General features: G+C 73.7%; 23 protein-coding genes and 1 other RNA gene. 12 read left to right on the forward strand and 12 right to left on the reverse strand.

Annotated elements, in window-relative coordinates; all coding sequences use genetic code 11:
- Positions 1–847, forward strand: an 847-nt coding sequence (locus ABT084_RS09610; protein ID WP_351040135.1) for a bifunctional RNase H/acid phosphatase, incomplete at its 5' end; no start/stop codon positions are given.
- A gap of 99 nt (positions 848–946) precedes the next feature.
- Here ABT084_RS09610 and rnpB read toward each other — a convergent pair.
- Together rnpB and ABT084_RS09620 are read right to left on the reverse strand one after the other, a co-directional pair.
- Positions 947–1,348: RNase P RNA component class A (gene rnpB, locus ABT084_RS09615), an RNA gene on the reverse strand.
- A 181-nt stretch (positions 1,349–1,529) separates the two neighbouring features.
- Positions 1,530–2,996 (reverse strand): RNB domain-containing ribonuclease, encoded by a 1,467-nt coding sequence (locus tag ABT084_RS09620; RefSeq protein ID WP_351040138.1) that lies wholly within the window; start codon positions 2,994–2,996, stop codon positions 1,530–1,532.
- A 111-nt stretch (positions 2,997–3,107) separates the two neighbouring features.
- Here ABT084_RS09620 and yaaA point away from each other — a divergent pair, with 111 nt between their 5' ends.
- Positions 3,108–3,908 carry a peroxide stress protein YaaA gene (gene yaaA / locus ABT084_RS09625; protein WP_351040141.1) on the forward strand — a complete coding sequence of 267 codons (801 nt, stop codon included), beginning with the start codon at positions 3,108–3,110 and terminating at the stop codon, positions 3,906–3,908.
- Positions 3,909–4,027: 119 nt separating this feature from the next.
- Here the strand turns inward: yaaA and ABT084_RS09630 are convergent, their stop codons facing one another.
- Positions 4,028–4,777, reverse strand: a complete 750-nt coding sequence (locus tag ABT084_RS09630; protein ID WP_351040144.1) for a bifunctional DNA primase/polymerase — start codon at positions 4,775–4,777, stop codon at positions 4,028–4,030.
- A 192-nt stretch (positions 4,778–4,969) separates the two neighbouring features.
- On the opposite strand from ABT084_RS09630, the gene ddaH reads away from it, so the two are divergent.
- Positions 4,970–5,965 carry a dimethylargininase gene (gene ddaH, locus ABT084_RS09635; protein ID WP_351040147.1) on the forward strand — a complete coding sequence of 332 codons (996 nt, stop codon included), beginning with the start codon at positions 4,970–4,972 and terminating at the stop codon, positions 5,963–5,965.
- On the opposite strand, the gene ABT084_RS09640 is transcribed toward ddaH, so the two are convergent.
- Both ABT084_RS09640 and ABT084_RS09645 read right to left on the reverse strand, forming a co-directional pair.
- The gene (locus ABT084_RS09640) at positions 5,962–6,981 is read right to left on the reverse strand and encodes a small ribosomal subunit Rsm22 family protein (RefSeq protein WP_351040150.1); all 1,020 of its coding nucleotides are present in this window, start codon (positions 6,979–6,981) and stop codon (positions 5,962–5,964) included. The genes ddaH and ABT084_RS09640 overlap by 4 nt on opposite strands.
- Before the next feature lie 9 nt (positions 6,982–6,990).
- Positions 6,991–8,337 carry a multidrug effflux MFS transporter gene (locus tag ABT084_RS09645; RefSeq protein ID WP_351040153.1) on the reverse strand — a complete coding sequence of 449 codons (1,347 nt, stop codon included), beginning with the start codon at positions 8,335–8,337 and terminating at the stop codon, positions 6,991–6,993.
- 119 nt (positions 8,338–8,456) lie between these two features.
- On the opposite strand from ABT084_RS09645, the gene ABT084_RS09650 reads away from it, so the two are divergent.
- From ABT084_RS09650 to ABT084_RS09660, 3 genes are all read left to right on the forward strand, one after another.
- The gene (locus tag ABT084_RS09650) at positions 8,457–9,227 is read left to right on the forward strand and encodes an SDR family oxidoreductase (protein ID WP_351040156.1); all 771 of its coding nucleotides are present in this window, start codon (positions 8,457–8,459) and stop codon (positions 9,225–9,227) included.
- A 442-nt stretch (positions 9,228–9,669) separates the two neighbouring features.
- A complete protein-coding gene (locus ABT084_RS09655; RefSeq protein ID WP_351040159.1) occupies positions 9,670–10,527 on the forward strand; it encodes a PhzF family phenazine biosynthesis protein in 858 nt (285 codons plus the stop codon).
- Positions 10,524–11,135 carry a GNAT family N-acetyltransferase gene (locus ABT084_RS09660; RefSeq protein WP_351040161.1) on the forward strand — a complete coding sequence of 204 codons (612 nt, stop codon included), beginning with the start codon at positions 10,524–10,526 and terminating at the stop codon, positions 11,133–11,135. The genes ABT084_RS09655 and ABT084_RS09660 overlap by 4 nt, the downstream gene beginning before the upstream one ends.
- 21 nt (positions 11,136–11,156) lie before the next feature.
- On the opposite strand, the gene efeU is transcribed toward ABT084_RS09660, so the two are convergent.
- Genes efeU through efeO form a run of 3 tightly spaced genes read right to left on the reverse strand, consistent with a single transcriptional unit; the run spans position 11,157 to position 14,480 of the window.
- Positions 11,157–11,993: an iron uptake transporter permease EfeU gene (efeU, locus tag ABT084_RS09665; RefSeq protein WP_351040164.1), complete on the reverse strand. Its 837-nt coding sequence runs from the start codon at positions 11,991–11,993 to the stop codon at positions 11,157–11,159.
- A gap of 18 nt (positions 11,994–12,011) precedes the next feature.
- Positions 12,012–13,331, reverse strand: a complete 1,320-nt coding sequence (gene efeB, locus ABT084_RS09670) for an iron uptake transporter deferrochelatase/peroxidase subunit (RefSeq protein WP_351040167.1) — start codon at positions 13,329–13,331, stop codon at positions 12,012–12,014.
- Positions 13,332–13,343: 12 nt separating this feature from the next.
- Positions 13,344–14,480: an iron uptake system protein EfeO gene (gene efeO / locus ABT084_RS09675; RefSeq protein ID WP_351040170.1), complete on the reverse strand. Its 1,137-nt coding sequence runs from the start codon at positions 14,478–14,480 to the stop codon at positions 13,344–13,346.
- 206 nt (positions 14,481–14,686) lie between these two features.
- On the opposite strand from efeO, the gene ABT084_RS09680 reads away from it, so the two are divergent.
- Together ABT084_RS09680 and ABT084_RS09685 are read left to right on the forward strand one after the other, a co-directional pair.
- Positions 14,687–15,397: a PhzF family phenazine biosynthesis protein gene (locus ABT084_RS09680; RefSeq protein WP_351040173.1), complete on the forward strand. Its 711-nt coding sequence runs from the start codon at positions 14,687–14,689 to the stop codon at positions 15,395–15,397.
- A 70-nt stretch (positions 15,398–15,467) separates the two neighbouring features.
- The gene (locus ABT084_RS09685) at positions 15,468–15,800 is read left to right on the forward strand and encodes a hypothetical protein (RefSeq protein WP_351040176.1); all 333 of its coding nucleotides are present in this window, start codon (positions 15,468–15,470) and stop codon (positions 15,798–15,800) included.
- Positions 15,801–15,842: 42 nt separating this feature from the next.
- On the opposite strand, the gene ABT084_RS09690 is transcribed toward ABT084_RS09685, so the two are convergent.
- Together ABT084_RS09690 and map are read right to left on the reverse strand one after the other, a co-directional pair.
- Positions 15,843–16,490 carry a biliverdin-producing heme oxygenase gene (locus tag ABT084_RS09690; protein WP_351040179.1) on the reverse strand — a complete coding sequence of 216 codons (648 nt, stop codon included), beginning with the start codon at positions 16,488–16,490 and terminating at the stop codon, positions 15,843–15,845.
- A gap of 138 nt (positions 16,491–16,628) precedes the next feature.
- The gene (map, locus tag ABT084_RS09695; protein ID WP_351040182.1) at positions 16,629–17,486 is read right to left on the reverse strand and encodes a type I methionyl aminopeptidase; all 858 of its coding nucleotides are present in this window, start codon (positions 17,484–17,486) and stop codon (positions 16,629–16,631) included.
- 58 nt (positions 17,487–17,544) lie between these two features.
- On the opposite strand from map, the gene ABT084_RS09700 reads away from it, so the two are divergent.
- A complete protein-coding gene (locus ABT084_RS09700) occupies positions 17,545–17,790 on the forward strand; it encodes a hypothetical protein (RefSeq protein WP_351040184.1) in 246 nt (81 codons plus the stop codon).
- A 47-nt stretch (positions 17,791–17,837) separates the two neighbouring features.
- Here the strand turns inward: ABT084_RS09700 and ABT084_RS09705 are convergent, their stop codons facing one another.
- Complete coding sequence (locus ABT084_RS09705) at positions 17,838–18,440, reverse strand: hypothetical protein (protein WP_351040186.1); 603 nt, start codon at positions 18,438–18,440, stop codon at positions 17,838–17,840.
- Between the two features lie 94 nt (positions 18,441–18,534).
- On the opposite strand from ABT084_RS09705, the gene npdG reads away from it, so the two are divergent.
- Positions 18,535–19,239, forward strand: a complete 705-nt coding sequence (npdG, locus tag ABT084_RS09710) for an NADPH-dependent F420 reductase (RefSeq protein WP_351040188.1) — start codon at positions 18,535–18,537, stop codon at positions 19,237–19,239.
- 115 nt (positions 19,240–19,354) lie between these two features.
- Positions 19,355–19,522, forward strand: a complete 168-nt coding sequence (locus ABT084_RS09715; RefSeq protein ID WP_351040191.1) for a hypothetical protein — start codon at positions 19,355–19,357, stop codon at positions 19,520–19,522.
- On the opposite strand, the gene ABT084_RS09720 is transcribed toward ABT084_RS09715, so the two are convergent.
- Positions 19,512–20,309, reverse strand: a complete 798-nt coding sequence (locus ABT084_RS09720; protein WP_351040194.1) for a site-2 protease family protein — start codon at positions 20,307–20,309, stop codon at positions 19,512–19,514. The genes ABT084_RS09715 and ABT084_RS09720 overlap by 11 nt on opposite strands.
- 99 nt (positions 20,310–20,408) lie before the next feature.
- Between ABT084_RS09720 and ABT084_RS09725 the strand changes: the two genes are divergently transcribed.
- On the forward strand, positions 20,409–23,750 hold the full coding sequence (locus ABT084_RS09725; RefSeq protein ID WP_351040197.1) for an AfsR/SARP family transcriptional regulator: 3,342 nt from the start codon (positions 20,409–20,411) through the stop codon (positions 23,748–23,750).
- Positions 23,751–23,762: the final 12 nt, after the last annotated feature.

Here is a 23,762-nt window from a genome sequence, read left to right on the forward strand (position 1 = left end):
TCGACCTCCGCCACCGAGGAGCGCAGCACCTCGCTTAGGTCGATCGGCCGCCGCCGCGCTGTCCGGGGCCCGTACGGCGTCCCCGGCGGGCACGGCGGTGACGGCCGGGGCGACGGCCGGAGCGACGGTCGAGGCGGACACGCTGTTCGCGGACGCACCGGCCCAGGCTCCGGCTCCGGCTCCGGCCCAGGCGTCCGCGCCCGGCTGGGGGGCGCCCGACCTCGGGACGCCCGCCACCTTCGTGCTGCTCCGGCACGGCGAGACCGCCCTCACCCCGCAGAAGCGCTTCTCCGGCAGCGGCGGCAGCGATCCCGAACTCTCCCCGGCCGGCCGCCGCCAGGCCGAGGCCGTGGCCGCCGCGCTCGCCGCCCGCGGCACCGTGCAGGCCGTCGTCAGCTCCCCGCTGCGCCGCTGCCGCGAGACCGCGCAGGCGGTCGCCGACCGGCTCGGGCTGCCCGTCACGGTCGAAGAAGGGCTGCGCGAGACCGACTTCGGGGCCTGGGAGGGCCTCACCTTCGGCGAGGTCCGCGAGCGCTACCCGGCCGACCTCGACGCCTGGCTGAGCTCCGCGAAGGCCGCCCCCACCGGCGGCGGTGAAAGCTTCGCCACCGTCACCCGCCGGGTCGCGGCCGCCCGCGACCGGCTGCTGGCCGAACACCGGGGCCGCACGGCCCTGCTGGTCACCCACGTGACACCGGTCAAGACCCTGGTCCGGCTCGCCCTCGGCGCCCCGCCGGAATCGCTGTTCCGGATGGAGCTGGCGGCGGCCTCGCTCTCGGCGGTCGCCTACTACGCCGACGGCAACGCCTCGCTGCGGCTGCTGAACGACACCTCGCACCTGAGGTAGGAACGGGTCCGGGTCCGGGAACGGGTCCGGGAACGGGTCCGGGAACGGGTCCGGCCCGCACCCCGAGGGGTGCGGGCCGGAGCCGTGACAAAGGCGCGCAGACCGACACAAGCTGTACGCCGGGTTCTGTCGCCCGGTGATCTCGCGATCGCCGGGGAGACGGCCATCCATCTAGGACCGGCGTTGCCACCGGCCTCGTGCGGTCTACCCGCGGACTCGGGCGGGCAGCCCTCGAACGTCCGCGCAGAGCCGTCCGGAGACGACTCCTCTTGACCTTGCTCCGGGTGGGGTTTACCTAGCCGCCTGAGTCACCTCAGGCGCTGGTGGTCTCTTACACCACCGTTTCACCCTTACCCGGGACCGAAGTCCCGGGCGGTCTGTTTTCTGTGGCACTGTCCCGCGGGTCACCCCGGGTGGCCGTTAGCCACCACCCTGCCCTGTGGAGCCCGGACGTTCCTCGGCGGGATCCGGAGACCCCGACGCGGCCGCCCGCTTGTGTCGTTCTGCGCTGCGACCATGCTACCCGGCCCCCACCGGTGCTTGACCTTGACGCAACGGCAGGGTTTCTCCTGGGGCCATGCGGATCGCGCGCCCGCTCGGCGCCTCCGGCGGGCCACGGCCGTACGCTTCCACGCCGAGGACCCGCGCGCGCTGGTCGCGGCCCTGCGCGCGCACCGGGCCGCTACGCCACCGTGAACAGCACGCCCGCCGGGCCCGCCGCACCCACCGCGGCCGGGTCCGCGGCGGCCAGCCTGACCCGGATCCGGGAACCCAGGGGAAGCGGCGCGGCCGCGGACTCGACCCGGCCCACCACCGCCGGGTCCTCCAGATGGACCGTGCCGACCGTCGGCTCGCGGTCCTTGACGTCGATCACCGTGGCCTCGAAGGTCTCGCCCACGTGGTCCTTGAGCAGCGCCGCCTCCACCAGGTCCACGCAGCCCCGCTCCACCGCGTTGGCCAGCCGGGAGCCGTCCGCCATCTCCTGGGGCAGGGTCGCCAGCGCGGCCACCGCCCACTCCGGCGGGGCGGTACCGGCCACCGCGGCCAGGCACAGCTCGCCCGCGTACCGGTCGACCAGGCGCCGCAGCGGGGCCGTGCAGTGCGCGTACGGCGCCGCGACCGCCGCGTGCAGCGCCGGGGAGGGGACCTCGCCGTTCGTGAACGCCGTGTACCCGGCCCCGCGCAGCAGGGCCGTGCACTCCTGGAGGAACGCGGCGTGCGCGGGCCGGCTCGGGTCCAGGGAGCGGATGAGCTGCGCGTACGGCACGTGGTGCGGCCAGTCGATGCGCAGCGCCGAGGCGGTGCGCTGCAGCCGGCCGACCGCGCCGTCGGGGGCCGAGGGCAGTGTCCGCAGGATGCCGGTGCCCGACGCGATCATCAGGTCCGCCGCGGCCATGCCCGTCATCAGGGAGATCTGCGCGTTCCAGCCGTCGGCGGGGAGCGGGGCCCGGTAGGCCAGCGTGTACGTGCCGTCCTGCTCGACGACCTCCTGCTCGGGCACGTTCAGCGAGATCCCGCCGCGCTCGGTCTCCAGGGTCTCGCGCAGCCTCCCGATGTCCTCGAGCAGGGCGAGGGACTCCTCCGCGGTGCCGTCGTCGATGGCCTTCTGGACGCCCTCGTAGTCCAGCTTGGCCCGGCTCCGTACGAGCGCCCGGCGGACGTCGGTGATCTCCACCCGGCCCTCCGCGTCCAGGTCGAGCCGCCACAGCAGCGCCGGGCGGGTCTGGTCGGGCAGCAGGCTGGCCGCGCCCTCGGAGAGCACCGGCGGATGCAGCGGGACCTTGCCGTCGGGGAAGTACAGGGTCGTCACGCGGCGGTGCGCCTCGGCGTCCAGGGCGCCGCCGGGGGTGACGAAGGCCGCCACGTCCGCGATGGCGTAGTGCACCCGGTACCCGCCGCCCGGGCGGCGGGCCAGGTGCATGGCCTGGTCCAGGTCGGTGGAGGCCGGCGGATCGATGGTGAACAGGGGAAGGCCGGTGGCGTCGACGGCGGGGGTGGGCGGCCGGGACGCCTTCGCGGCCCGCTCGGCCTCCGCCCGTACCGCCGCGGGGAACTCCCGCGGCACGTCCAGCCGCGTCCGCAGGTCACGCAGCGCGGCCGACAGGGCAGCGCCGTCCGCTCCGGTCATGTGCATGTGACGGCGTGGCATGGACCGAGCCTATGGCCGGTGCGGCGGGGCGGCGCGGCGAGCCGTCTACTCTGGCCGGGGGGCCGCACCCCCCGCCGCGCGCCGTCCCGGCCGTACTGAAGGAGAACCACCGTGCTCGTGTTGCTGCCGCCGTCCGAAGGAAAGGCCGCCGGCGGCTCCGGCGCACCCCTGAAGGCCGAGGAGCTGTCCCTGCCGGGGCTGGCCCCCGCCCGGGCGGCGGTGCTGGAGGAGCTGGTCGAGCTGTGCGCGGCCGACGAGGAGAAGGCGCGCGAGGTGCTGGGGCTGAGCGAGGGGCTGCGCGGTGAGGTCGCGAAGAACGCGGGCCTGCGGTCCGCCGTCGCCCGGCCGGCCGGGGAGATCTACACCGGGGTGCTGTACGACGCCCTCGGGCTGGCGGACCTGCCGGCGGGGGCGCGGGCGCTGGCCGACGGGTCGCTCCTGGTCTTCTCGGGGCTGTGGGGCGCGGTGCGGATGACGGACCGGATCCCTTCCTACCGGTGCTCGATGGGTGTGAAGCTGCCGGGGCTGGGGGCGTTGGGTGCGTACTGGCGTGCGCCGATGGCGGAGGTCATGCCGGAGGTGGCGGGGGACGGGCTCGTGCTGGACCTGCGGTCCGCGGCCTATGGCTCCGCCTGGAAGCCGAAGGGGGAGGTGGCCGGGCGGACGGCCACCGTGCGGGTGCTGCACTCTCAGGTGGTGGACGGGGTGGAGAAGCGGTCGGTGGTGAGCCACTTCAACAAGGCGACCAAGGGGCGCCTGGTCCGCGACCTCCTCCTGGCCGGGGCGAGCCCCGCGACCCCCGCGGAGCTGGTCACGTCCCTGCGGGACCTGGGCTTCACGGTGGAAGCCACGGCCCCCCCGAAGCCGGGCCGCCCCTGGTCCCTGGATGTGATCGTGACCCAGATCCACTGACCCCCTGGGCGCCGCCCGGACCCGCGCCTCAAACGCCGGCGGGGCTGGATATGCCGGACCCGGGTCTCAGCCTGCGGCGGGGGCTCCAGCGGCCCAGGGGCCGGGCTACGGCGGGGGCTCTAGCGGCCCAGGGGCCAGGCTACGGCCTGGGGGGCTTGGGCCGCGGTGCCGGCGTAGTGGGCGCAGGCGTCCGTCAGGGTCTCCAGGAGCGTCAGGGGGTCCGGGAGCCCGTGCTCGATGCCCCGGATCCAGCTGACCGCCAGGTCACCCGGCAGGACGGCCGGGGGTACGAGGACGTAGCTGCCCCGGCAGTGCCACCGCAGCCCGGGGTGCTCGTCCATGGTCTCGGGATGGCAGTCCAGCTCGCACGGCCACCACTCGTCCTCGTCCTCAGGCGTCCCCCGCGTCGCGGTGAAGAAGAGCATCCGCGCGTGGTCGCCCGTACCCCCGGACTCGGCGACCGGCCCCACCTCGATACCGGCGGCCAGCAGCCGCTCCAGCGCGCGGTGCCCGGCCTCCAGCGGGACGTCCAGGACGTCGTGGACCATGCCGGTCGCGGTGATGAAGTTCGCCTCGGGCTGGTTCCGCGCCCAGCGTTCGACCTGCGCGCGGTCGGTGGTCGACTGCGTCTGCCAGGCGAAGGAGATCGGGTGCCGCGCGGGCGTGGGACAGCCGATGCGGTCACACGAACATCGGTAACCGGCGGGATGGGCGGCGGGCGACAGCGGCAGGCCCGCGGCGGCGACGGCCACGAGCAGCGCTTCACGCTCGCGTCCGGGATCTTCGGCGGCCGGTTTGGACCGGCGGCTCAGCCATTGGGAAATCCTGCTCTGCGGACCGCGCGTGACGCGGTCGGACCCTGACCCCATCTATCCCCTCACCTCACCGTTACCCCGGCAGACCCCACCATGGTCCCACCATCCTGCGCCCCGCATGACCGCTCCTTGCGACCGGGGGTCTCCGGGCGAGGGCCCTTATTCCGTCAACAACCCTTACAGAACAGCTGATTTCAGCCACGCCCCGCCCCGGGTCGCCCGCCGTTCGCGCACAGGTACGGGCCGGTGAGATTCGCCACCACGCTGCGGGAACACCGCCGCGACGCCCCCGCCGCACCGCCGCAACGCCGGACCGCCCCGGAAACCACCCAATCAGTTCACTGCGCCGTTCCGCCCGAGGAGAGACGATTCTCTTCACACTCGGTCCACGTCCGCCGTGAGGAGCTTTCTTTGCGCAGAGACGCCACACCCCGGCGTTACCTGATGTGCCCACCCGCGCACTTCAAGGTCACGTACTCGATCAACCCGTGGATGGATCCCACGAAACCGGTCGACCTGCCCCTCGCACAAGCCCAATGGGAAGACCTGAGGGACCGTTACCGCTCCCTCGGCCACACCGTCGAGACGCTCCGGCCGCAGCCCGGCCTGCCCGACATGGTCTACGCGGCGAACGGCGCCACCGTCATCGACGGCCGCGTCCTCGGCGCCCGCTTCGCCTACCCGGAACGCGCCGCGGAGGCCGAGGCGCACCTCGACTGGTTCCGGAGCCACGGCTTCACGGAGGTGCACGAGCCGTCCCACATCAACGAGGGCGAGGGTGACTTCGCGGTCACCCGGTCCTACCTCCTCGCGGGCCGGGGCTTCCGCTCCAGCCCGCTCTCGCACGACGAGGCCCAGGAGTTCTTCGGCCGCCCGGTGATCGGCCTCGACCTGGTCGACCCGCGCTACTACCACCTGGACACCGCGCTCTGCGTCCTGGACGGCGACGAGGTCATGTACTACCCGGAGGCCTTCTCGCCCGGCAGCCGGGCGGTCCTGCGCCGCCTCTTCCCGGACGCCCTGCTCGCCTCCGGGCAGGACGCGGCGGCCCTCGGGCTCAACGCGGTGTCCGACGGCCGGCACGTCCTGCTCCCGCAGGCGGCGGCGGGCCTGATGGCCCCGCTGCGCGCGCGGGGCTTCGAACCGGTCCCGATGGACCTGACCGAACTGCTCAAGGGCGGCGGCAGCGTGAAGTGCTGCACCCAGGAGCTGCGCCCGGCCCCCGGGGAGGTGCCGGTCTAGGCCGTCTCGGTGGGGACCGGCGGCCATTCCTGGCCCCAGTCGGCGTCCCGCGCCGCCTTGTACAGGTCACCGTGGCGCTTGGTCACGGTGGCCCGGGACAGGCCCGGCGCGTCACCGGCCGCCGGTCCGCACAGGTCCAGCAGGACGAGCCCCTTGCGGATCTGCGGCCTGCGGGTGATGCGCGCGGTGGCGGGCGTCACCGGCAGGCGGGTGGCGGCGACGTAACTGAACTTCTCGTCCTCGTAGGCGAGGGAGCCGCCCTTGACCTGCCGGTGCAGCGAGGAGCGGCTGACCCGGGCCGAGAAGTGGCACCAGTCCTCGCCGACCACGACCGGGCAGGTCCCGTCGTGCGGGCAGGGGGCCGCGACCCGCATTCCGGCCCCGATCAGCAGGTCGCGGGCCTCGCGCACGCGCAGGTATCCGTCGGGCGTGCCCGGCTCGATGATCACCACGGTCTGCGCCGCCCGGGCCGCCTCGGCGACCACGGCGCCGCGCGCCGCGGGGGTCAGCTCGCCCAGTACGTACGACACCGTCACCAGGTCGGCCTCGGGCAGCTCCAGCCCCGCGCCGATCACCGCGCGCCGCCACTCCGCGCCGCGCAGCACCTCCGAGGTGGAGGACCCGGCCAGCTCCCGGCCCAGGGTGAGCGCGGGCTCGGCCCAGTCCAGCACGGTGGTCCGCCGGGGCCCGTCCCAAGTCGCGTCGACCGCCCAGGTCGCGGCTCCCGTGCCGCCGCCGACGTCCACGTGCGAGGCGGGCGCCCAGTCGGGGGCCGCGCTCGCGAGGGCGTCCAGGGCGGCCCGTACCGCCTCGAAGGTCGCGGGCATCCGGTACGCCGCGTACGCCGCGACGTCGGAGCGGTCGCGCAGGACCGGGGCGTCCGTCGGGATCTGCCCCCGGTAGCTGGCGATCAGCCGCTCGACGGCGGCCGTGGCCTGCTTCGGGGGGAGTCCGTCGAGCAGTCCGCCGAGTGCGGAGCGGAGGGTGTCGGCGGAGGTGGGTACGGAGGGGTTCACCCGGAGAGTTTACGGCGCCGCCGGGGCCATGGGTTCCCGCGGCCGCCAGGGGCGGCACAGGCCCACGAAGCAGGCGACGGACAGCAGCGAGCACACCAGCTGCACCACGGCCATCGGCACCGCGGTGTGCTCGCCCGCGATCCCGACGAGCGGCGAGGCGACCGCGCCGACCAGGAACGACGAGGTGCCGAGCAGGGCGGAGGCGGAGCCCGCCGCGTGCGGGGTCCGCATCAGGGCCTGGGCGTTGGTGTTGGGCAGCAGCAGGCCCATCGCGGACATCAGCACGAAGAGCGCGGCGGCGACCGGGAGGAGCCCGGCCTTCCCGAGGACCCCGCTCGACATCACGAGCAGCGCCACCGAGGCGGCCGTGATGATCGCGAGGCCCACGGCGAGCGCCTTGTCCAGGCTGACCCGGCCCACCAGCAGCTTGCCGTTGATCTGGCCGACGACGATCAGGCCGACGGAGTTGATGCCGAAGAGCAGGCTGAACTCCTGCGCGGAGGCGCCGTAGATCTCCTGGACGACGAAGGGCGACGCGGAGATGTAGGAGAAGAGGACGGCGAAGGCGAAGCCGCCCGCCAGGGTGTACCCCGCGAAGACCCGGTCGGCGAGCAGCCCGCGCATGGTGCGCAGGGCCGCGCCGACCCCGCCGGTCTGGCGGCGCTCCGGCGGCAGCGTCTCGCCGAGTCCGCGCCAGACCAGGACGGTGAGGAGGGTCCCGACGCCGGTCAGGACGAGGAAGACGCCGCGCCAGTCGGCGAAGCGCAGTACCTGACCGCCGACGAGCGGCGCGACGATGGGGGCGGCGCCGGAGATCAGCATGAGGGTGGAGAAGAACCGGGCCATCTCGACGCCGTCGTACAGGTCGCGCACGGCGGCCCGCGCGATCACGATCGCGGCCGCGCCGGCGAGGCCCTGGACCAGCCGGAAGCCGATGAGGAGCTCGACGGTGGGCGCGAAGGCGCAGACGGCAGTGGCCAGGACGTACACGACCATGCCGGTCAGCAGCGGGGTGCGGCGCCCCCACTTGTCGCTCATCGGACCGATGACCAGCTGGCCGAGGGCCATGCCGATGAGGCAGGCGGTCAGGGTGAGCTGGATGGTGGCGGCGGGGCTGCTCAGCGAGCTGGTGACGGCGGGCAGGGCCGGGAGGTACATGTCCATGGACAGGGGCGGGAGGGCGGTGAGCCCGCCGAGTATGAAGGTGACGAGCAGCCCGGTCCGGCGGGCGGCCGAGACGCTGGCGGCGGCGGACGGGGTGTCCGCGGTGGGTGCGGTGTCCGCGGTGTCCGGGATGTCCGGGGTGGGGGTGGGGGTGGGGGGTGTGGGGGTCGCCGCGGGACCTCTCTCCGTCATACGAAACTCCGTCTTCTCGTCAGTCGTCTTGTCGGTTCTTCACACCCCTGGCCGACCCATGCTCTCAGCTATCGGAACGGTCGGGGGCCCGGGCGCCCGCTCCCGTACCCTGCGGCCTCATGAACGCAAGCACGAAGAAGATCGCCGTGGTGACCGGTGCGGGCTCGGGCATCGGGCGTACGGTCGCCCTCGCCCTGGCCGGTGCGGGCTGGAGCCTGGCCCTGGCGGGCCGCCGTCCGGAGGCCCTGGAGGAGACGGCCGCGGCGGCGGGTGCGGGGGCCGGGGCGGCGGAGGTTCTGTGCGTGCCCACCGATGTGAGCGATCCGGGTGACGTGGACGCGCTGTACGCGGCGGTGGCCGGGCGGTACGGGCGGCTCGACCTGCTGTTCAACAACGCGGGCACCTTCGGGCCGGGCGGGGTGGCGCTGGAGGACATCAGCTACGCGGCGTGGAAGCAGGTCGTCGACGTCAACCTGACCGGGTCCTTCCTCTGCGCGCAGGGGGCGTTCCGGATGATGAAGGACCAGGACCCGCGGGGCGGGCGGATCATCAACAACGGATCGATCTCCGCGCACGTGCCGCGGCCGAACTCGATCGCCTACACCGCGACCAAGCACGCGATGACGGGCCTGACGAAGTCGCTGTCGCTGGACGGGCGCCGGTACGGGATCGCCTGCGGGCAGATCGACATCGGCAACGCGGCGACGGACATGACGGAGCGGATGCAGACCGGGATCCTGCAGGCGGACGGGCGGATGGCGGTGGAGCCGGTGATGGATGCGGGGGATGTGGGGCGGACGGTGCTGCACATGGCCGAGCTGCCGCTCTCGGCGAACGTCCAGTTCGCGACGGTGATGGCGACGTCGATGCCGTACATCGGCCGAGGCTGACCGGGCCCCGGGGTCCTCAATCGCCGGACGGGCTTGATGTGGGCCGGGGTTCAGCTCCACCGGACGGGCTTGATGTGGGCCGGGGTTGGCGGGGCCATTTCAGCCTCGCCGGCGTTTGAGGCGCGGGTCTGGGCGGAGCCCAGGGGGGTGGCGCGCGGTCGGGGTCGCCTGCGGCTGGCGTTCCGGGCGCTGCCCGGTCCCGGTCCTCAATCGCCGGACGGGCTTGATGTGGGCCCGGGTTCAGCTCCGCCGGACGGGCTTGATGTGGGCCCGGGTTCAGCTCCGCCGGACGGGCTTGATGTGGGCCCGGGTTCAGCTCCGTCGGACGGGCTTGATGGGGGCCGGGGTTCGCCGGGGCATTTCAGCCTCGCCGGCGTTTGAGGCGCGGGTCCGGGCGGGGCCCCGGGGGAATGTGGGGGGCGGGGTGGGGGTTGGGGTGGGCATGACTTCTGATGTGCTGCGGTACACCGCGTTTTCCGGCGCGGCCGACGGGGGGAACCCGGCCGGGGTCGTGCTCGACGCGAGCGGGCTCGGCGACGACCGGATGCTGGAGATCGCCGCCGAGCTGGGGTACAGCGAGACGGCGTTCCTGACCGCCCCGCCCCACGGCCTCGGCACGGCCGGCCGCGCCTTCACCGCCCGGTACTTCAGCCCCAAGGCCGAGGTCCCCTTCTGCGGGCACGCCACCATCGCCACCGCCATCGCCCTGGCCGAACGCATCGGCCCCGGCGACCTCGTCTTCGCGACTCCCGCCGGGACCGTGCCCGTCTCGGTGGAGGCGACCGGCGAGGGCCTGCGCGCCACCCTGACCAGCGTCGAGCCCCACCTGGAGGAGATCGGCGCGGCCGACCTCGCCGAGGCACTGGCCGCCCTGGACTGGCCCGCCGCCGACCTCGACCCGGCCTTCCCGCCGAAGATCGCCTACGCGGGCGCCCGCCACCTGGTGCTCGGCGCCGCCACCCGCGAGCGCCTCACGGACCTGGCGTACGACGTCCCCCGCCTGGAGGCGCTGATGCGCCGCCTGGACCTCACCACGGTCCAGCTGGTGCACCGCGCCGGGTCCGACGTCTTCCACGTCCGCGACCCGTTCCCGGTCGGCGGGGTGTACGAGGACCCGGCCACCGGAGCCGCCGCGGCGGCCTTCGGCGCGTACGCGCGCGAGCTGGGTCTCGTACCCGACGACGCCGTCCTCACCCTGCACCAGGGCACCGACATGGGCCGCCCCGGAGTGCTGACCGTCGAGCTGCGCGCGGGCGACCCCCGCGTCCGCGTCGGCGGCGCGGGAACCCGCATCCGGTGAGCGTGCTCGCCTACGACGCGGCCGATGTGCCCCCCGCACTCGCCGCGCAGGCCGCCGCCCTGGAGGAGCAGGCCTGGCCCGGCAGCACCCCCGGCCACGACCCTGCCCTCGCCCCCCGCGTGATGCTGCTCCTCGACGAGCCGGGCGCGGGCGCGGAGGCGGGCACGGGGACGGGGACGGAGCCGGGCGCGGGGACCGTCGCCGCGGCCCTGACCCTGCTGCACAAGGAGATCCGGCACGCGGGGCGCACGTACCGCGCCGCCGGGCTGAGCGCGGTGGTGACCCGGGCCGACGCGCGCGGCCGCGGCCACGGCGGCCGCCTGGTCGCGGCGGCGCGGGCCGCGCTGGCGGACCGGCCGGGGCCGGACCTGGCCCTGTTCAGCTGCGACCGGGAGCTGGCCCCCTTCTACGAGGCGGCCGGCTTCCGGCGGCTGCCCGGCACCGTCCTGGTCGGCGGCACCCCGGAGGATCCGCTGGCCACCGACGCGCCCGGCATGGACAAGGTGGTCATGGCGGCCCTGTTCAGCGAGACGGCGAAGGCCGACCCGGCCGCTTTCGCGGGGACCCGGATCGGCCTGTACCCCGGGACGATCGACCGGCTCTGGTAGCCCGGCGGGCGCCCGGAAGGACTACTTCCCGGCGCCCACCGCGGTCTTCTGCGGCGCCGGCGACTTCGCGTTGTAGAGGAACAGTGCCAGCACGGGGACCAGGTACAGCGCCCACACGGAGAGCTGGAGCACGGTCGGGTCCGGCTGGAAGTTGAAGGTCCCCTTGAGCAGGGTCCCGTACCAGCTGTCCGCCGGGATGGCCGCGCTGATGTCGAAGGCCCTGCTGTTCAGACCGGGCAGGAAGTCCGCCTCCTGGAGGTCGTGGACGCCGTACGCGAGCACGCCCGCGGCGACGACGACGAGCATGCCGCCGGTCCACTTGAAGAACTTCGCCAGGTTGATCGACAGCGCGCCCCGGTAGAAGAGCCAGCCCAGCACGATCGCGGTGCCGATGCCGAGCAGTACGCCGATCAGCGGACCCGCGCCGTCACCGGCCGCGTGCACCGAGCGCCACACGAACAGCGAGGTCTCCAGGCCCTCCCGGCCGACCGCCAGGAACGCGGTGGTCACCAGCGCGCCGGTGCCCATCGCGAGCGCCGCGTCGAGCTTGCCCTGGAGCTCGCTCTTCAGGTGCCGCGCGGTGCGCTTCATCCAGAAGACCATCCAGGTCACCAGGCCGACGGAAATGATCGACAGGCTGCCGCCGATCGCCTCCTGCGCCTGGAACGTCAGCTCCGAGGTGCCGAACTCCAGCCCGGCGCCGAACGCCAGCGACAGCGCGGCGGCCAGGCCCACGCCGAGCCACAGCGGCCCCAGCTTGTCCTTGTTGCCGGTCTTCACCAGATAGGCGATGAGGATGCAGACGACGAGGCTGGCTTCCAGCCCCTCGCGCAGCCCGATCAGGTAGTTGCTGAACACGTCGGTTCCTCCCCGCCCCTATGCGAACAGCGTCCGGCCCCACCAGTCGTCCTTGTCGCGGACGCCCGGCGGGACGGCGAAGACGGCCGAACCCACGTGCTGGATGTATTCGTTGAGCGCGTCGTTCTTCGACAGGCTCCGCTGCACCGGCACGAACCCCTTGCGGATGTCGCGCATGTACGCCAGGAAGAACAGGCCCGCGTCGAGGCGGCCCAGCCCGTCCGTGCCGTCGGTGAAGGAGTAGCCGCGGCGCAGGATCGTCGCGCCGTTGTTGCTGTCCGGGTGCGCGAGACGCACGTGGGCGGTCGGCTTCATCGCCTTGAGGAACGGCTCGTCGCGCTCCTTGGACTTGCCGACCGGCGCGCCCTCGCCCTTGTCGCGGCCGAAGACGTCCTCCTGCTCCTGCAGGCCGGTGCGGTCCCAGGTCTCGATGTGCATCCGGATGCGGCGGGCCACCAGGTACGAGCCGCCGGTCATCCAGTCGCTGCCGTCGCCCGCGGCCGCCCACACGTGCTGCGCGAGGGCCTTCTCGTCGGTGCCCGCGACGTTGCGGGTGCCGTCCTTGAAACCCATCATGTTGCGCGGGGTCTGCGCGTCGGGCGTCGTGGACGAGGTCTTGCCGAAACCGAGCTGCGACCAGCGCACCGCGATCTTGCCGAAGCCGATGCGGGCCAGGTTGCGGATGGCGTGCACCGCGACCTGCGGGTCGTCCGCGCAGGCCTGGACGCACAGGTCGCCGCCCGAGCGGGCCGGGTCGAGGTTGTCGCCGGGGAAGGCCTCGAGGTCCACCAGGGCGTCGGGGCGCCTGCCCTCCAGGCCGAAGCGGTCCTTGGCGAACAGGCCGGGGCCGAAGCCGATGGTCAGGGTCAGCCGGGACGGCTTGAGACCGACGGCCTCGCCCGTGTCGTCCGGCGGGGCCTGCGCGAGGCCGCCGAAGGCGCCCTCGCCGACCGGCTGGCCGGCGGTCATCAGCCGGGCCGCCTCGGTCCAGTCCTTGAGCAGCTTGATCAGCTCGGCGCGGTCCTTCGTCGTCACGTCGAACGCGGCGAAGTGCAGCCGGTCCTGGACGGCGCTGGCGATACCCGCCTGGTGCTCGCCGTGGAAGGGCACGGCCGAGCCCGCGGAGGCCGCCGGGACGGGGTCGGACCCGCCGCTCAGAGCGGCGACCGTGCCGCCGGCCGCCGCGGCGCCGAGCGCGAGCCCGGCCCCGCCCCAGCCGAGGACGGAGCGGCGCGAGGGCGCGGCGCCCTTGCCGGGGGCGACGCCGGCGGCGACGTCGGTGGAGCCGGCCGGGGCGCTGTCGGAACCGGGCGCCTGGTCGGGAGTGGTGTCGGACATCGGTGCCTCCCCTTACTTCGCGACGGCGGCGGCGAGCTTGGAGAGCGGCTCGGCCAGCGCGTTGACGCCGTCCGAGAGCTCCTTGCGCTCGGGGGCGCCGACCTTGTCGTACGAGGTGAACTCGTAGCCGTTCTTGTCCGCGCGGTACTTGTCCAGCAGCGTGTTCAGCGCCGTGAACTGGGTGTCCAGCTGCTGGGTGAGCGCCGGGTCGTTCTTGGTGGCGGTCGCCTTGAGCAGCTCGTACGCCTTCTGCGCGCCCTCGACGTTGCCCTTGAAGTCGACGAGGTCGGTGTGGCTGTAGGTCTCTTCCTCGCCGGTCACCTTGCCGGTGGCGACCTCGTCGAGGAGCTCCTTGGCGCCGTTGGCCATCGAGGTGGGGGTGATCTCCGCAGTGCCGATGCGCTTCTGCCAGTCGGTGACGTCGGTCATCAGCTGGTCGGCGAGCTTCTTCTCGTCGTCACCGATCTTGTTGTCGGCCCACAGGGCCTTCTCGAGGCGGTGCCAGCCGGTCCAGGTCTGCCCGGCCTCCAGGCCGTCCTGGCGGACGTCGATCTTCGGGTCGATGTCGCCGAAGGACTCGGCGACCGGCTCGGTGCGCTCCCAGCCGATGCGGGAGGTCGCGTACGCCTTCTTGGCGGCCTCGACGTCGCCGGCCTTGACCGCGTCCACGAAGGCCTGGGTCTTGGGGAGGGTCTCGTCGGCCTGCGCCTGGACGTACTTGCGGTACTCGGCGACGGCCGCGTCCAGCTCGGGGCTGCGCTTCTCGCCGCCGTTGCCGGTGACCTTGAGTTTCTGGCGGATGCCGTCGCCCTTCATGCCGGGCTTGCAGGCCACCTCGTAGTCGCCGGGCTTGATCTCGGCGGTGATGGTGGCCTTGGTGCCCGGGCCGATGTTCTCCTTCTCGGTCACGATCCGGCCGTCCGGGAAGTACACGTACAGCTCGGTGACCTTGGAGCCCTTGTTCTCCAGCTCGAACTGGACCTTGCCCGCCGGGGTCTCCTTCTTGGAGACGTCACAGGCGGTGTCCGAGGCCGCGACCTTGATCGCCCCGTCGCCCGCGTCGCTCTTCTGGGAGCAGCCCGTGACGGCGGTGAGCGCGGCCACGGCGGCGGCCGCGGTGAAGACGGTGAGGCGGGCGGCGGATCGCATGCGGGCTCCTGGCGAAGGGGAAGGCTGGTGAGGCGGACCTAACTTAACCGAGGCTTACCTGACCGATACCCACCCGTCCAGTGATTCAGCTCTCACCTTTCGATGGCGGACACGGCGGCGTCACGGACCCTCCATGGTCACCCCAAGGGAAGGTCAAGCGCAGGTCAAGCCGATACGGGGCGACCGCCCCGTGCTTCAATTCGCGCGTGAACGATCTCGACGTACTCAAGGTGTTCTGCGCGGGCGACGGGCGGTTCGGCAACCTCCTGGGCGTCGTGCGCGACGGGAGCCGCATCCCGGACGACGCGGCCCGGCAGGCGCTGGCCGCCGAACTCGGCTACAGCGAGACGGTGTTCGTCGACGACCCAGAGCGCGGGGTCGTCGACATCCGGACGCCCGGCACCCGGATGGCCTTCGCCGGGCACCCGCTCGTCGGGGTCGCCTGGCTGCTGGACATCGAGGAGCTGAGGCCGCCAGCGGGCGCGGTATGGGCTCGCGACGACGGCGAGTTCACCTGGATCACGGCCCGCGCCGAATGGGTCGTGGGCAAGCGGACCGAGCAGTACGCCAGCGCGGCCGAGGTCGAGGCGCTGCCCGCCCCGCCGCCGGGCGAGGGCTGGCTGTACGCGTGGGCCTGGGAGGACGAGCGGGCGGGCCGGGTCCGGGCCCGCGGCTTCCCGCGCAGACATTCGTGCGGTGACAGCCGCTCCTGTGGAGCCGGGGCTTGCCCCGGGGCGGCGATCGTGGAGGACGAGGCGACGGGCTCGGCGGCGCTGCTGCTGACGGCCGAGCTGAACCGGGCCCTGAACATCACCCAGGGCGCGGGCTCCCAGATCCTCACCGCCCCGGGCCCGGACGGCACGATCGACATCGGCGGCCGGGTGCGCTTCGCCACGCAGATGCCGGGCGCGAACTGAGTACGCGGACGCCGTGAAGTGAGTACGTACGCCCTCGGCCGGGCCGGCCCCCGGCGGGTCCAATGAGGTCATGAACCCGACCTCGCCGACCGCCGGCCACCCCGCCGCGACCCAGGAGCGCCTGCTGGTGCCCCTGCTCTTCACCGTCCTGGTGCTGGTGGCCTCGGCCTTCGGCTACGCGACCTCGTACCTGCCCGACGCCCCGGTGTGGCTCTGCGCGGGCTACCTGGTGCCGCTGGGCCTGGCGCTCTCCACCTGGCTGCCGCCGCGCACCCCGGGCCGGACCGCCGGGAGGATCGCGGCCGGGGTCGGCGGGGTCGTCCTGGCTCTGACCTACGCGAAGGCCGTGGAGGCCGTGCTCTTCGTCGCCGCGATCGGCCTGTGGCTGGTCCACGGCGACTAGGCCCGACTGGGCCGTCTCTTTCGGCTCTTGCCCGGCCCGCGCTCAGGCGCTGAGCGGAAACTGGGCGCCCAGCTCGCGGAAGACGGCTCCGTTGAAGTCGAAGGCGCGCTTGCACTCGTCGACGATCCGCTGCTTCTCCAGGTCGTCCGCGCCGATCGCGTCCAGCAGCTCGCGGTAGCCGCGCTTGAAGGCGGCCGGGTTCGTGATGGCCTCGAAGACGTAGAACCGCACGCCGTCGCCCTTGCGTGCGAAGCCCCAGGTGCGCTCGGCCTTGTCGCGGATGATCTGGCCGCCGGACAGGTCGCCGAGGTAGCGGGTGTAGTGGTGGGCGACGTATCCGCCCGGCCACTCGGCGGCGCAGGCGGCCACCCGGTCGGCGTACGCGCGGGTCGCCGGCAGGGCCGCCACCCGCTCGCGCCAGTCGGGCCCGATCAGGTGGGCCAGGTCGCGCTCGATCTCGGCGACGCGCATGAGTTCGGGCTGGATGAACGGGCCCGCGACCGGGTCGTCCTTGAGGGATTCCGCCGCGTCCTCCAGCGCCCGGTACACGAACCAGAGCTGTTCGGTGTAGCGGGTGAAGGCGTCGACGCCGAGCCGGCCGCCGAGCAGGTCGCTCATGAAGGCCGAGGTCTCGGCCTGTGTGTGCTGCTCGTGCGAGGCATCGCGGATCACCGTGGAGAAGGCGTGCAAGACGGACCTCCAGAGACCGAAGGGCGGGAAGGCGGCACGACCGATCTTCCTGCTTAGGCTTACCTAAGTCAATCGGTTACCGACGTCCTGTCGGTAAAAATGTACGCCTCGCCCGCCGTCCTGTCAGCGGTGCGTTCGCTACGGCAGCGTGAGGATGTCCGCCCCCGTGTCCGTCACCACCAGCGTGTGCTCGAACTGCGCGGTGCGCTTGCGGTCCTTCGTGACGACCGTCCAGCCGTCCTTCCACATGTCGTACTCGTGCGTGCCCAGCGTCAGCATCGGCTCGATGGTGAAGGTCATGCCGGGCTCGATGACGGTGGTGGCGTGCGGGCTGTCGTAGTGCGGGACGATCAGGCCGGAGTGGAAGGACGAATTGATGCCGTGCCCGGTGAAGTCCCGGACCACGCCGTAGCCGAAGCGCTTGGCGTACGACTCGATGACGCGGCCGATGACATTGATCTGGCGGCCCGGCTTGACCGCCTTGATGGCGCGGTTCAGCGCTTCGCGGGTGCGCTCGACGAGCAGGCGCGACTCCTCGTCGACGTCGCCGCACAGGTAGGTGGCGTTGTTGTCGCCGTGCACGCCACCGATGTAGGCGGTGACGTCGAGGTTCACGATGTCGCCGTCACGCAGCACCGTGGAGTCCGGGATGCCGTGGCAGATGACCTCGTTGACGGAGGCGCAGAGGGACTTGGGGAACCCCCGGTAGCCCAGGGTCGACGGGTAGGCGCCGTGGTCGCACATGTACGCGTGCGCGACCCGGTCCAGCGCGTCGGTGGTCACCCCGGGGGCGATCAGTTTGGCGGCCTCCTCCATCGCCCGGGCGGCGATGCGGCCGGCGATGCGCATCGCCTCGATGGTCTCGGCCGTCTGCACCTCCGGTCCGGTGTACGGAGTGGGCGCGGGCTTGCCCACGTACTCGGGCCGGCGGATGTTTCCGGGAACGGAAAGGGCGGGAGAAAGCTCGCCTGGAACGAGCAGTGACTGGCCAGACATGCGAACGAGTGTATCCAGCGGGGATCGGGCAGCATGGCGGCAGAGGAAGGAGCACCGAATGGCTCTGTTCAAGAAGCGCCAGGTGGGCAAAGCGGGCGAGTGGTACTACTGCCTCGTCCACAACAAGGTCGAGGAAGGGCCGGAGTGTCCGGCCAAGGACCGCTTCGGTCCGTACGCCACGCCCGAGGAGGCGGGTCATGCGATGGAGACCGCCCAGGAGCGGAACCTGGAGTGGCAGAACGATCCCAAGTGGAACGACAAGTCCCGGGAAGAGGCGGAGGGCGAGGGCGGGAGCACCCCCTAGGGCCGGGGCGCGGGGGCCGGCCGGGTCCGGGTAGCGGCCGCCCGCGGCTACCAGCGGCTGGGCGGCGGCGCGGTCAGCTGCTCGGCCAGCCGCGCCAGCCGGTCCCGGAACCGGTGCGGAGTGCGCTGCGCCGGGACGCTGTTCTCCCCGGCCGCCGCGCTGACCAGGTGCGCCGCCGTGTCCAGGTCCAGATCGGCGCCGTCGGGCACGGACAGCGCGTCGTGCGCCAGGGTGGCCAGCTCCCGGTCCCCGCCGTCGAGGGACAGGACGGTCGCCCCCGCGCGGCGCGCGTCGTGCACCCGCTCCAGCAGCCCCGCACCGGGCCGCTCCGGGGCCACCACCAGCAGCGTGTGCCCGCGCCGGGCCGCCGCGAGGCGCCCCAGGCCCACCGACAGGTGCGGCGGCTCCCCGGGCAGCACCCGGTGGCGCACCAGCGTCGGCGCCAGCTCCGGCAGCCCGGACCAGGCCGCCTCGTCCACGAGGTGGGCGGCCAGGTGCCAGGGCTCGTACTGCTCGGTGCCCACCAGGAGCAGCGGGCCGCCCGCCGGTGCGACCGAACGCCGCAGCGATCCCGCGAAACGGCGGGCGGCCCCGGGCCACTCCGTACCCGCGAGCACCTCGCGCAACAGGGCGACTCTGACGGCATCCATGCGCGGCATCCTGCACCACGGACGGCGCAATCGGGCCCGGTTGCCACCCGCTCACCCATTCGGCCTTGCGCTACCCGGCAGTACGCTCGCCCCCATGACTTCCACAGACAGCACCCAGAAGCCCCCGGCGAAGGACCCCCGGGACCTTCCCGACGTCTCCGGCCTGGTCGTCGGCGTCCTCGGCGGCACCGGGGACCAGGGCCGCGGCCTCGCCTACCGGCTCGCCCGGGCCGGCCAGAAGGTGATCATCGGCTCCCGCGCCGCCGACCGCGCCGAGAGCGCCGCGGCGGAGCTGGGCCTCGGCGTGGAGGGCGCCGACAACGCCGAGTGCGCCCGGCGCAGCGACATCGTGATCATCGCGGTGCCGTGGGACGGGCACGCCAAGACTCTGGAGACGCTGCGCGAGGAGCTCACGGGCAAGCTCGTCGTCGACTGCGTCAACCCGCTGGGCTTCGACAAGCAGGGTGCGTACGCCCTCAAGCCCGAGGAGGGCAGCGCCGCCCAGCAGGCCGCCCTGCTCCTGCCGGACTCGCGCGTCACCGCCGCCTTCCACCACCTGTCGGCCGTCCTGCTCCAGGACGAGTCGGTGGACGAGATCGACACCGACGTGATGGTCCTCGGCGAGGTCCGCGCGGACACCGACCTGGTCCAGGCCCTGGCCGCCCGCATCCCGGGCATGCGCGGGGTGTTCGCGGGGCGGCTGCGCAACGCCCACCAGGTGGAGTCGCTGGTCGCCAACCTGATCTCGGTCAACCGCCGTTACAAGGCCCACGCGGGCCTGCGCGTCACGGACGTCTGAGCGGGCGTCCGCGCGGAGGCCGGTGCGGAGGTCCGAGCGGGCGTCCGCGCCGTCTCCGCGATGGGGGACACTGGAGGGGATCGGCCCCGTTCAGTGCCCCCGAGGAGTTCGGCCCATGCCCCGCCTTGCCGTGTTCGCCCTTGTCGTCTGCGTCCTGTCCGTGGCCGCGGCCGTCGTCGCCTTCGTACAGGGCAGCTTCCTCGGCATCGTCTGGGTCCTGCTGGCGGGCGTGACCTCGAACATGGCGTGGTTCTACCTGCGCAAGGCCCGGCTCAGCCGCTGACGCCGCAGATCCCGCTGCCCTCACGCCAGAACGTGTACAGCTCGCGGCCGCAGTAGGTCTCGAAGTCGGAGACGCCGAGCTTGCCGAGGACCGCGTTCACGAAGTCGAAGAAGAACGCGTTGACCCCCGGGATCCACAGCAGGGCGAAGACCGCGATCAGGCCGAACGGCGCCAGCGGTTCGACCTCGCGGCGCACGGTGTACGAGAGCCAGGGCTCGATCACGCCGTAGCCGTCCAGGCCCGGCACCGGCAGGAAGTTCAGGATCGCCGCCGAGACCTGGAGCAGCGCCAGGAAGCCGAGCGCGAAGCGGAAGGCCCGCGGCACCCCGTCCAGCGCGTCCAGCCAGAACGGCGCCGTGCACACGACGGCGAACGCCACGTTGGTCAGCGGCCCCGCCGCCGAGATCAGGCTGTGCTTCCACCGCCCCCGGATCCGCCCGCGCTCGATGTACACGGCCCCGCCGGGCAGACCGAGCCCGCCCAGGATCACGAAGACCACCGGGAGCACGATGCTCAGCACCGCGTGCGTGTACTTCAGCGGGTTGAGCGTCAGATAGCCCTTGGCGCCCACCGACAGGTCCCCGCTGTGCAGGGCGGTGCGGGCGTGCGCGTACTCGTGCAGGCACAGCGAGACGATCCACGCGGACGTGACGAAGAGGAACACGGCCAGTCCGGGACTGGAGGCGTATCCGGTCCACACGGCCCAGCCGGTGACGCCCATGACCGCGGCGATTCCGAGAAACACCGCGCTGATCCGCCGCTCACCGCGACCGCCTTGATGACCCATGCCGCGAAACCTATCCCAGGGGCCCGCGCGGCCGGATCCCGCGTCGGCCCGTCGCGTAATCCCGGTGGGTTCGGGCGCCGGGCCGGTGACAATGGGCCGGTGCGTTACGCGATTCTCGGCAGTGCCCAGGCAATTCGTGGCGACGGAACCCCCGTCGCCCTCGGCGGAGCACGCCTGCGCGCGCTCCTGACCGCGCTCGCGCTGCGCCCCGGGCGGGCGGTGGCGGCCGAGGTCCTGGTGGACGAGGTCTGGGGCGACGAACCGCCCCAGGACGCGTCCGGCGCCCTGCAGGCCCTGATCGGGCGGCTGCGCCGGGCCGTCGGGCACGGGGCCGTCGCCTCCGAGGGGGGCGGCTACCGGCTCACCGCCGAGCGCGACGACATCGACCTGTACCGCTTCGAACGCCTCGTCCGCAGCGCGGCGCGGCACCTGGAGGCGGGCGATCCGGAGCGGGCCGCCGCGCTGTACGACGAGGCCCTGGCCCTGTGGCGCGGGCCCGCCCTCGCGGACCTGCCGGACCCGGCCGCCGAGGCCGCGCGCTGGGAGACCGTACGGCTGGACGCGCGCCGGGGCCGCCTCGGCGCGGCCCTGGCCCTGGGCGAGGCGGAGCGGGCGCTGCCCGAGCTGACCGCCCTGTGCGCCGACCTGCCCCTGGACGAGCCCCTCCAGGTGCTGCGGATCCGGGCGCTGCGCGACGCGGGCCGCCCCGCCGAGGCCCTGGCCGCCTACGACGGCGTACGCCGTGAGCTGGCCGACCGGCTCGGCGCCGACCCGGGGCCCGCGCTGCGCACGCTGCACACGGAGCTGCTGACCCCGCCGCCCGCGGCCCCCGCCGCCGCGCCCGGGCCCCTGCCCGCCGCCGCCCCCGCCCCGGCCGCCGTACCCGTGGCCGCCGACGGGAACCTGCGCGCCCGCCTCACCACCTTCGTCGGCCGCGAGGACGACATCCGGGTCATCGGCGCGGACCTCACCCGGGCCCGGCTGGTCACCCTCCTCGGCCCCGGGGGCGCGGGCAAGACCCGGCTGTCCCAGGAGGCCGCCGAGGCCCACGCCGGCGCCGCCGCGGAGCACTGGCCCGACGGGGTGTGGATGGTCGAACTGGCCCCGGTCGAGGACCCCGAGGACGTGGCCGAGGCCGCCCTCGCCGCCCTCGGCGCCCGCGAGACCAAGCTGCGCACCGCCGCCGAGGAACTGCGCGTCCTCACCGGACAGACCGGCGACGACCCCCTGGACCAGCTCACCGAGCACTGCGCCCGGCGCCGCCTGCTGCTCCTCCTCGACAACTGCGAGCACGTCATCGGCGCCGCAGCCGAGCTGGCCGAGCGGCTGCTCACGCACTGCCCGGGCGTGCGGATCCTGGCCACCAGCCGCGAACCCCTCGGCGTGCCGGGTGAGCTGCTGCGGCCGGTGGAACCGCTGCCGGACCCCATGGCGGTCCGGCTGTTCGCGGAGCGCGGCGCCGCGGCCCGGCCGGGGTTCACCGTCGAGGACGATCCGGCCGCCGCCGCCGAGATCTGCCGCCGCCTGGACGGCCTCCCGCTCGCGATCGAGCTGGCGGCGGCGCGGCTGCGGCTGCTGACCCCGCGGCAGATCGCGGACCGTCTGGACAATCGTTTCCGCCTGCTGACCAGCGGCAGCCGTACGGTCCTGCCCCGGCAGCAGACCCTGCGCGCGGTGGTCGACTGGTCGTGGGACCTCCTGGACGCGTCCGAACGTACGGTCCTGCGCCGCCTGTCGGTCTTCGCGGGCGGCTGCGACCTGACCGCCGCCGAAGCCGTCTGCGCGGACGGCGGCGACGCCCGGGGCGCGGACGGCATCGCCGACGTCGCGGACGTCCTCGGCTCCCTCGTCGACAAGTCCCTGGTCGTCGCCGCCCCCGGACCGGACGGCGACATGCGCTACCGGCTGCTGGAGACCGTGGGCGAATACGCCGCCGAGCGGCTCGCGGCGGCCGCCGACGACCAGGACGCCACCGGCCGCCGCCACCTCGTCCACTACCGCGAACTCGCCCGCACCACGGACCCGCTGCTGCGCGGGCGCGGCCAGCGGGAAGCCGCCCGGCGGCTCGCCACCGAGTACGAGAACCTGCGCACCGCCCTGCGCCGCGCCGTCGCCACCCGCGATGCGGGCGAGGCGCTGTGCCTGGTCCACGCCCTCGTCTGGTACTGGCAGATGAAGGACCTGCGGGCCGAGATGCGCCACTGGACCAACGCCGTCGGCGCCCTCGGACCGGATCCCTTCGCGGCGCCCACCGTCCCCGCGCAGCCCGTGTACGAACAGGTCGTGGACGCGCCCCCGCCGTACACCGGGGAACTGCTCACCGAGGCCTGGCGCGGCATCCGGCTGCTCCAGCTCGCCGCCCTCGACCAGAGCAACGAGGGCTGGTTCGCACCGGAGGTCCGCCCGCTGATCGACGGCATGGCCGCCACCTACCGCCCGGGCCTGCCGCAGACCTGCCGGTATCCCGGATCCCTGTGGATCTACGCCGCCATGATCGGCGGGCACCCCGGGCTGCTCCGCGAGATCGCCGACACCACGGTGGAGACCGCCCGGAGCCTCGGCCACCGCTGGGAGCTGGGTTCCGCGCTCCAGCTGCGCGCCAACGTCCTGGCCAACCGCGCCGACTGGGCCGGGACCGCGGCCCGGGACGCGGAGGAGAGCCTGGCGATCTTCGAGGAGCTGGGCGACGACTGGGGCTGCGCGGAAGCCCTTTCGGCCCGCGCGGAATCCCGCGAGAAGCGCGGCGAGTACGCCCTGGCCGCGGCGGACTACCGGGCGGCCATCGGGCACGCCGAACGGCTCGGCGCCCGGGGCCAGGTCCTGGTGCTGCGGGTCCGGATGGCCGGGGCCCTGCTGGAGGACGGCGGCGGCGAGGAGGCGGAGGAGATCCTCACCGACGTCCTGAGGTCCGAGCAGCGCTTCGGCGACGAGGCCACTCCCGCCGCCCGGATGTTCCTGGCGAGCCGGCTCGGCTCCAGCGGCCGGATTCCCGAGGCCCGCGTCCAGATCCGGGCGCTGCGCGAGGACTTCAGCTTCGGCCTCTACGTCATCTTCGACGGGTTCCTCCAGGGCCTCACGGCGTGGCTGGACAACCAGGACGGCAAGTACGAGGAGGCCCTCGCGCAGGTCAGGTTCGCGCTGGGCATGGTGCAGGACCCGCTGGCCATGATGGTCGCTCCGCAGATGCCGGCCGTGTACCTGCTGTCCGCGGCCGAGGCGCACGCGGGACTCGGCGGCGCGGACCACGCCCGCACCGCGGCCCTGCTGTTCGGTGCCTACCGGGCCCTGTTGCCGCCGGCCCACGTGCCCGTCACCACGGAACGCGAGGGCGTCGCCCGCGTCGGGGAGCGGGCGCGGGCGGAGCTGGGCGACGCCGCCTTCGACGCGGCGTACGCCGAAGGCGGCGGCCTCTCCCTGGAGGAGGCCACCGCCCTCATCTGACCCGCTGCGGGC

Origin of the sequence: Streptomyces sp. NPDC002138 (genome assembly GCF_040296485.1) — a bacterium.
In the GTDB taxonomy this organism is placed as follows: domain Bacteria; phylum Actinomycetota; class Actinomycetes; order Streptomycetales; family Streptomycetaceae; genus Streptomyces.

Bases quoted from the DNA above. Each gene is read 5' to 3' on its own strand.
- ABT084_RS09685 (WP_351040176.1), top strand. From the start codon at position 15,468: ATGAACCCGACCTCGCCGACCGCCGGCCACCCCGCCGCGACCCAGGAG.
- ABT084_RS09645 (WP_351040153.1), bottom strand. From the start codon at position 8,337: ATGACGGAGAGAGGTCCCGCGGCGACCCCCACACCCCCCACCCCCACC.
- efeO (WP_351040170.1), bottom strand. From the start codon at position 14,480: ATGCGATCCGCCGCCCGCCTCACCGTCTTCACCGCGGCCGCCGCCGTG.
- ABT084_RS09630 (WP_351040144.1), bottom strand. From the start codon at position 4,777: ATGGGGTCAGGGTCCGACCGCGTCACGCGCGGTCCGCAGAGCAGGATT.
- ABT084_RS09720 (WP_351040194.1), bottom strand. From the start codon at position 20,309: ATGGGTCATCAAGGCGGTCGCGGTGAGCGGCGGATCAGCGCGGTGTTT.
- ABT084_RS09700 (WP_351040184.1), top strand. From the start codon at position 17,545: ATGGCTCTGTTCAAGAAGCGCCAGGTGGGCAAAGCGGGCGAGTGGTAC.
- npdG (WP_351040188.1), top strand. From the start codon at position 18,535: ATGACTTCCACAGACAGCACCCAGAAGCCCCCGGCGAAGGACCCCCGG.
- ABT084_RS09620 (WP_351040138.1), bottom strand. From the start codon at position 2,996: ATGCCACGCCGTCACATGCACATGACCGGAGCGGACGGCGCTGCCCTG.
- efeB (WP_351040167.1), bottom strand. From the start codon at position 13,331: ATGTCCGACACCACTCCCGACCAGGCGCCCGGTTCCGACAGCGCCCCG.
- ABT084_RS09655 (WP_351040159.1), top strand. From the start codon at position 9,670: ATGACTTCTGATGTGCTGCGGTACACCGCGTTTTCCGGCGCGGCCGAC.
- ABT084_RS09650 (WP_351040156.1), top strand. From the start codon at position 8,457: ATGAACGCAAGCACGAAGAAGATCGCCGTGGTGACCGGTGCGGGCTCG.
- map (WP_351040182.1), bottom strand. From the start codon at position 17,486: ATGTCTGGCCAGTCACTGCTCGTTCCAGGCGAGCTTTCTCCCGCCCTT.
- ABT084_RS09715 (WP_351040191.1), top strand. From the start codon at position 19,355: ATGCCCCGCCTTGCCGTGTTCGCCCTTGTCGTCTGCGTCCTGTCCGTG.
- ABT084_RS09705 (WP_351040186.1), bottom strand. From the start codon at position 18,440: ATGGATGCCGTCAGAGTCGCCCTGTTGCGCGAGGTGCTCGCGGGTACG.